5 protein-coding genes and 1 pseudogene are annotated in these 6631 nt (G+C 37.1%); 1 reads left to right on the top strand and 5 read right to left on the bottom strand.

The window, feature by feature from the left end; all coding sequences use genetic code 11:
- A pseudogene (locus tag ACFIL8_RS06920) lies at nucleotides 1-461 on the top strand (autotransporter outer membrane beta-barrel domain-containing protein); the annotation flags it as partial.
- 551 nt (nucleotides 462-1012) lie between these two features.
- Here the strand turns inward: ACFIL8_RS06920 and ACFIL8_RS06915 are convergent.
- The 5 genes from ACFIL8_RS06915 to ACFIL8_RS06895 all read right to left on the bottom strand — a co-directional run bounded on the left by ACFIL8_RS06915 (nucleotide 1013) and on the right by ACFIL8_RS06895 (nucleotide 6391).
- A complete protein-coding gene (locus ACFIL8_RS06915; RefSeq protein WP_273790734.1) occupies nucleotides 1013-1795 on the bottom strand; it encodes an ABC transporter ATP-binding protein in 783 nt (260 codons plus the stop codon).
- Complete coding sequence (locus ACFIL8_RS06910; RefSeq protein WP_273790733.1) at nucleotides 1782-2666, bottom strand: ABC transporter ATP-binding protein; 885 nt, start codon at nucleotides 2664-2666, stop codon at nucleotides 1782-1784. The genes ACFIL8_RS06915 and ACFIL8_RS06910 overlap by 14 nt, the downstream gene beginning before the upstream one ends.
- A complete protein-coding gene (locus tag ACFIL8_RS06905; RefSeq protein WP_273790732.1) occupies nucleotides 2659-3588 on the bottom strand; it encodes an ABC transporter permease in 930 nt (309 codons plus the stop codon). The genes ACFIL8_RS06910 and ACFIL8_RS06905 overlap by 8 nt, the downstream gene beginning before the upstream one ends.
- Nucleotides 3589-3590: 2 nt before the next feature.
- Nucleotides 3591-4664: an ABC transporter permease gene (locus ACFIL8_RS06900; RefSeq protein ID WP_375613823.1), complete on the bottom strand. Its 1074-nt coding sequence runs from the start codon at nucleotides 4662-4664 to the stop codon at nucleotides 3591-3593.
- A gap of 110 nt (nucleotides 4665-4774) precedes the next feature.
- Nucleotides 4775-6391: an ABC transporter substrate-binding protein gene (locus ACFIL8_RS06895; RefSeq protein ID WP_375612275.1), complete on the bottom strand. Its 1617-nt coding sequence runs from the start codon at nucleotides 6389-6391 to the stop codon at nucleotides 4775-4777.
- Between the last annotated feature and the right edge of the window lie 240 nt (nucleotides 6392-6631).

Raw genomic sequence — 6631 nt, 5'->3', positions numbered from 1 at the left:
CAAAATTGAAAAATGCAAAAATGTTGACGATCTCCACAACTGTTAGCAAACAATTTGCAACAGGTATCCAAGGCGTAACATTCGAACCGCAGGCACAGCTTGCCTATCAACATTTGATGTTTGATACCATTAAAGATGCTGATAATCTGACCATTGAGATGCAAAATCCTTCTCAATGGATAATCCCGTGTTGGTGGACGTTTGACAAAAACCATTGCCACTGAAAACAGCCGTCCTATGTCTTTCTATGGAAAAGTAAACTTAATCAAAACCTTTGGTGATGATCAGACATTCCATATTGATAAGTATTATAAATGTGACCCCTCGGGAAGTTCCGTTGAAGGTGGCCCACAATTGTCCGCTAACCTCTCCCTTCATGGTGATGTCAGCTATCAACAAAAGCTTCAAAAACTGGTATAAGTGGTGCAAGCTTTTCAGGAGGAATACTCTATCAGTTTTAAAATCAAGACTGTAAAAATAGCCTATTCAATTTAACAAAAAGGCAGCATATTGCTGCCTTTTTGGTTTATTATAAGCTGTTTTTAAGCGCTTTTTTAAATAGAGAACAGCGAAATATTTGAAGACAGTCATTGACCATTGGATGTTTTTTACAAAAAATTCTTTTTATAAAGAATAAAACTGTAAAAAAGAGAACAACCAAAAACAAAATGATATTGTAAAATAATGAGAAGCTTTTCTAGAAAATACAACATTACTATCGTTTGTTATTTCTCACGAATTTAATGCTTAAAATTCCAAAATAAAACTTTTGAACATAAAATGATAAGTAAAAAATAATGCAATAATATCAAACAAAGGGATGTATGTTATAAGTCACTCATATATTTCAAAATGGAAGTTCTAATAGGATTTAAAATATTACAGCTCAAACACTGCCCAGAAAATTCATACTGAAAAAATCCTATTATCCCCTTCCCTCTTAACAATGCCGCCAAACATCTCCAGAAACTTCAAAACAAATAAAATTGCATTTTCTCTTCTGTAAAATTGATCATGCTCTTTGCTCTCTATGGACAATAGGCTCTATACTTGCTTCAAAAAACTCCTTTGTATAATCGTGTTGCGCATGTAGATTACGCAATTCATCATTGCTAAGCTCTTCAAGAATAATCCCTTTATGCATAATTCCAACACGTTCACAAATATGTGCAACAACAGCAAGATCATGGGATACCATTAAATAAGTAAGCTTTTTTCTCACGCGCAGTGATTTCAACAAGTTTAAAATTTCAGCCTGTACCGACACATCCAATGCAGATGTTGGCTCATCAAGCAACAACACCTCTGGCTCAATAATTAAAGCACGTGCAAGAGCAATACGCTGACGCTGCCCTCCAGACAACTCATGAGGATAACGATAAAGAAATGAAGAATCTAAACCAACGGAATCTAAAGCATCCTCCACCCGCTCTCTTTGATTATCCATTCCATGGATTTTGAGCGATTCAGAAAGAACCGTATGGACCATTTTTCTTGGATGCAGCGAAGCATAAGGATCTTGAAAAACCATTTGAATACAGCGTAAAAAATCCTTACTTCTTTTCTTTTCAACTTCTTGTCCAGCAAAAAGGAATTTTCCACTATAATCTGGAATAAGCCCCACCAATGTATTCAAAATAGTTGACTTTCCACATCCGGATTCACCAATCAAACCATAAGCTTCACCACGCTTAATATGAAAATTAACATTTTTAACAACTGTTACTGCCTTATGCCTGTGCCCAAAAGTTACAGATAAATTAGAAACATCAATAATATTCTCACAATTTGTCATGAGGAACCTCCTCAACGCCATTAACAATCGTAGGATTATACAACCAATCAGGATCACGCTCAGGAACAGCCAAAATATCAACTGGATTATCAAGCCGTGGCAAACTCGCGAGCAACGCCTTTGTATAAGGATGACAAGCGTGAGACAAATCAGAAGCAGGCAACTCTTCTAAGACACGGCCCGCATACATCACCAAAATACGATCACAAAAATCAGCAATCATATTTAAATCATGACTAATGAAAATAAGTCCCGTTCCAGATTTTGTCACAAGTTCATCTAATACAGATAAAACTTGTCGTCTGACCGTAATATCAAGTGCAGATGTTGGCTCATCAGCAATAATTAAATCAGGTTTTGGAATGAGCATCATTGCAATCATCACGCGCTGCCCCATCCCCCCAGATATTTCATGAGGAAAGAGACGCATCACATGTTCAGGATCACGAATATGAACAGATTCTAACATAGATATGGTGCGCTCCCTCGCTTCAGCTTTTGAAACACGGTAATGAATACGGTAAGCCTCCATAATCTGTTCCCCGATCCGTATTAATGGATTAAGTGAATATTTGGGATCCTGTAAAATCATTGAAATACGTTTCCCACGGATTTTTCGCATCTGAGGTTCACTTGCGGCCAATAAATCAACATCCTCAAAGCGCATTTTTTTAGCTTTAACAATGGCTGCTTTTGGACTCAACCTTAGTATTGCGCGCCCAGTCATCGATTTTCCAGATCCGGATTCACCAACAATTCCAATTTTTTCTTTTCCAACAGAAAAACTAACGCCACGCACAACTTCTGAAATGCCGCGCGTTGTAGGAAAAGAAATACGTAAATCTTCTACTTCTAATAATTTATTACCCATTGCGTGGATCCAATACATCACGAAGACCATCACCTAAAAGGTTGAAAGCAAGACTTGCAAATAATATTGCACAGCCTGGTATTGCCGCCAACCACCAATTTGTCATCATAAATTCCCGCCCTGAAGAAAGCATCGCACCCCATTCAGGACTTGGAAGTTGAGCTCCCAACCCTAAAAAACCAAGACCAGCAGCCGTTAAAATAATTCCAGACATATCCAAAGTTAATCGTACAATCACTGAAGGAATACACATGGGCGCAACATGAAACAAAATAATTCGCCAAGCAGAGGCCCCTTGCAGGCGAACTACAGAAACATAATCAGAAGAACGTATTGTCAAAGTCTCAGCACGTGCTAAACGTGCAATTGGTGGCCATGCTGCAATTGAAATTGCAATAGAAGCATTTTCAATCCCTGGTCCCAATGCGGCTGAAAATGCAAGAGCTAAAATCAAACCTGGAAAAGCAAGAAAAATATCGACAATGCGCATGAGCACAGTATCAACCCATCCGCCCATATAACCAGATACAGTTCCAACAATAAGCCCTATTGGACCTACAATAACTGTTGTAAGAAAAACAACATAAAGAGTAATACGGGAACCAAAAACAAGGCGACTAAAAATATCACGTCCCAATTCATCTGTTCCAAAATAATGCGCCATAGAGGGTGGCTGCAACCGATGCCCCAGATCATTGCTAAGAAAATCATGCGTAGCAATCCAAGGAGCAAAAAATGCACATATGATAATAATACAAATAATAAGCAGACCGAATACAGCCGAAAAGTTATGAAAAAACTTAGCCAGTGCGTGATAAATTCTTTGTATGTTCGCTTGAATTATGGAGTTTGGAACAGGATCGTTTAACCAACTACCCAAAGAAGATGATGATTGCGATTTATGATGATTACTTACTGTCATATTCAACGTGTCCTTGGATCAAAAATGCGATAAAGCAAATCAGAAAATAAATTAATGGCGACAAAGATAAATCCTACAAGTAAAGTACATCCTACAACTGCATTCATATCTCCGGCTAAAAGAGCATTTGTCAAGTAATGTCCAAAACCAGGCCAAGCAAAAACTGTCTCCGTTAAAACAGCCCCTTCTAATAAAAAAGCATAAGAAAGTGCAACAACGGTAATAATTTGAACAGCAGCATTTCGAAAGGCATGCCCCCAAACGGTTCGCGCCCACGATAATCCCTTTACACGTGCAGTAATGATATATTCCTGATTAAGCTGCTCAATCATAAACCCACGAGTCATACGGCTAATATAAGCCATAGCACCGAAAGCCAAGATCAAAGCAGGCATAATAACGTGACTAAAAACATTACCAAAAGCCTCCCATTGTCCTTGGCTTGCAGTATCCCAAAGGAAAAATCCTGTTTTTGGTTCAAAAGAATATTCATAAAGAAAATCAAGTCGTCCTGGGCCACCAACCCAGCCAAGCTTGGCGTAAAATATTAACAACGCCATTAATCCGAGCCAAAATGTTGGAGTAGAATAACTTACAAGTGTAAAAACACGGACAACATAATCAATAAATGAATCGCGATACATTGCTGCAAAAACACCAAATGGAATTCCAAGACTTGTGCCAATAACAATAGCAACGGTTGCAAGCTCTAATGTTGCAGGAAACACACGCATAATATCGGCTAGAACAGGTCGCCCAGAAGTTAAAGCATCTCCAAAGTCAAACAAAAATACATTATGAAGATACTTCCAATATTGGACAATCAACGGCTTATCAAGACCCAGCTTATAATACATTGCATCATAAGCTTCCTGACTGATATTATCACCAAGAATAGACAGAACCGGATCTAGAGGAAGAAGATGACCAAGAAAAAAAGTGATCGTCACCAACCCAAGCAATGTGATAAAAACTGAAATAAGAAGTTTCAATCCTTTGCATAAAAAATCCCATAAAAATAATTTTTTCTGCTTTTCTGATACAGCTCTTTCAGTCTCTGAAAGTGGCAAAACCATTATAAAAATCCCCTCTGTAGCGACAAAACATAAAGCAAATACTTTTTTATATAACAAAACAATCTCTTATTAAGCATGTTCTACAATCCTTTTCTATAACATGCTTCTTTTTATTTTTCTGCTTCATTGTAATAAAGTCTATAACTGTTCCAAATCCATTTTTTGACATCAGGCCCCATACCAACGGTATAATATGTCTGAAATAAATAAACCATAGGACCATGCTCTAGCACATAATGCTGTAAAGTACGATATTGCATGATACGCTTATTGGGGTCTTTCTCAAACAAAGCATCCATCACCATGTTATTAATATTTTCATCATAATACCCAGCGCGCCAAGCTAAATACATATTGTGCTTTTTTGTAAATGTTGGATCAGGGTTAAACACGTGATTTAATGAAGCAGGATGTCCATCAGGATCGGCACTCCCCCACCCCATAATAGCAGTATCATAATTTCCACCACGTACACGGCTCAACAATTGATTTTGTGCCATTTTTTCAATTGTAAGCTCAACACCAATTTTGCGTGCATTGGCTTGAATAGACTGTGCAACAGACGACATATAACTAAGGCTTCCAACTAAAAGATTAGCTTTAAACCCATTAGGATAACCAGCTTCAGTAATCAGTTGTTTTGCTTTTTTCAAATCCAACTGAAAAGGCAAACCTTCTTTTTCATCTAAAGCACCTGGAACACCTAAAGACATATAAGTTGCCCGAGGAATAGCAATCCCTTTCAAAACAGTTTTTCCAAGACCTTCATAATCAACCAAATAACGAAGTGCCAATCTGACCTTTTCATTCGCAAAAATTGCATTCTTATTATTTAACGATAAGTAAATAATCTGCGGACGCAAAACACGACTAATTTTGACTGGGCCTCCTTTTTTTTCAAGATCTAAAATATCCTCTGAAGAAAGATCACGCACTATATCCACATCACCTTTTTCCAAAAGAAGTCTTTGACTTGATGAATCCGCTACATGCTGCACAACAATCTGCTTAATTTTAGGCACATCGCCCCAATAATGTTGTGTCGCCTCTAACACAACTTTATCTCCTGGAGACCAGCTCACCAATTTATAAGGTCCAACACAAGCTGTATGTGTTGCTAAATATTTATTCCCCATATCACCGTTAATACTCTGTGCTTCAATTGTTTTCCGATCAAGCAAAGCAGAAGCATAAGATTGTCCAATAACAGTCAATATGAGCTGAATAGGATAGGGTTTATCTAATTTTAATTGTAAAGTCTTATCATCAAGAGCCTGAATATTTGTTTCAATATTGTTTTTGGTAAACCCATAATCCATTAAAGATTGAGCATAGCTTAATCCTAATTTAATAATCCGTCGCATCGACCATACCAAATCTTGCGCTGTAGCCATCCTTCCATCATTAAACTTTAAATCATCACGAAGATGAAAGACTATTCTTTTGCCATTGTCTAAAACGTCCCAAGATTTTGCCATAGCAGGGCGAATTTTTGTAGGATCATGCTCATCATATTGCACTAACGCGCTGCAAATATTCGTTAATAACTCACTCGTCACAACCTCAACAGTTTGCGCTGGATCAAAACTACTAATTGAATCAATATTCCATGCCATTACCAATATATCTTTAGATGAGGCACTGAATGCCGTTGTTACAGCCCCATTAAAAAAAATGATTGAGCTTAATAAAATAGAAATTTTTTTCAATATTCTTTGTTTTCCCATTTTATCTCTTCCTTTTGTATTCTTCTACCTTTTCACACAAAGTGATTGTGATTTTGCTTAAATAGCATAGCATTAGACATCAATTTCATTTAATCAAACTAAGCATCTACAAAATAATTTTCTTATACATCAGTCTATATTCGGGATGCAGAGAATCTATAACCATAAACAAAGATCCTCCCCAATATAACTTTCTATATTCATCGCTCCCTATAAACGATCTTAATTATATACTGCTAC

The sequence above is a fragment of the Bartonella sp. AP57NXGY genome (genome assembly GCF_042195805.1).
Lineage (GTDB): Bacteria > Pseudomonadota > Alphaproteobacteria > Rhizobiales > Rhizobiaceae > Bartonella.
The sequence above is the reverse complement of the archived record's forward strand: the minus strand, read 5'-3'. Positions and strand labels throughout refer to the sequence as shown.

Coding starts and splice junctions, on each gene's coding strand:
- ACFIL8_RS06915 (WP_273790734.1), bottom strand. CDS start 1,795: ATGACAAATTGTGAGAATATTATTGATGTTTCTAATTTATCTGTAACT.
- ACFIL8_RS06910 (WP_273790733.1), bottom strand. CDS start 2,666: ATGGGTAATAAATTATTAGAAGTAGAAGATTTACGTATTTCTTTTCCT.
- ACFIL8_RS06905 (WP_273790732.1), bottom strand. CDS start 3,588: ATGACAGTAAGTAATCATCATAAATCGCAATCATCATCTTCTTTGGGT.
- ACFIL8_RS06900 (WP_375613823.1), bottom strand. CDS start 4,664: ATGGTTTTGCCACTTTCAGAGACTGAAAGAGCTGTATCAGAAAAGCAG.
- ACFIL8_RS06895 (WP_375612275.1), bottom strand. CDS start 6,391: ATGGGAAAACAAAGAATATTGAAAAAAATTTCTATTTTATTAAGCTCA.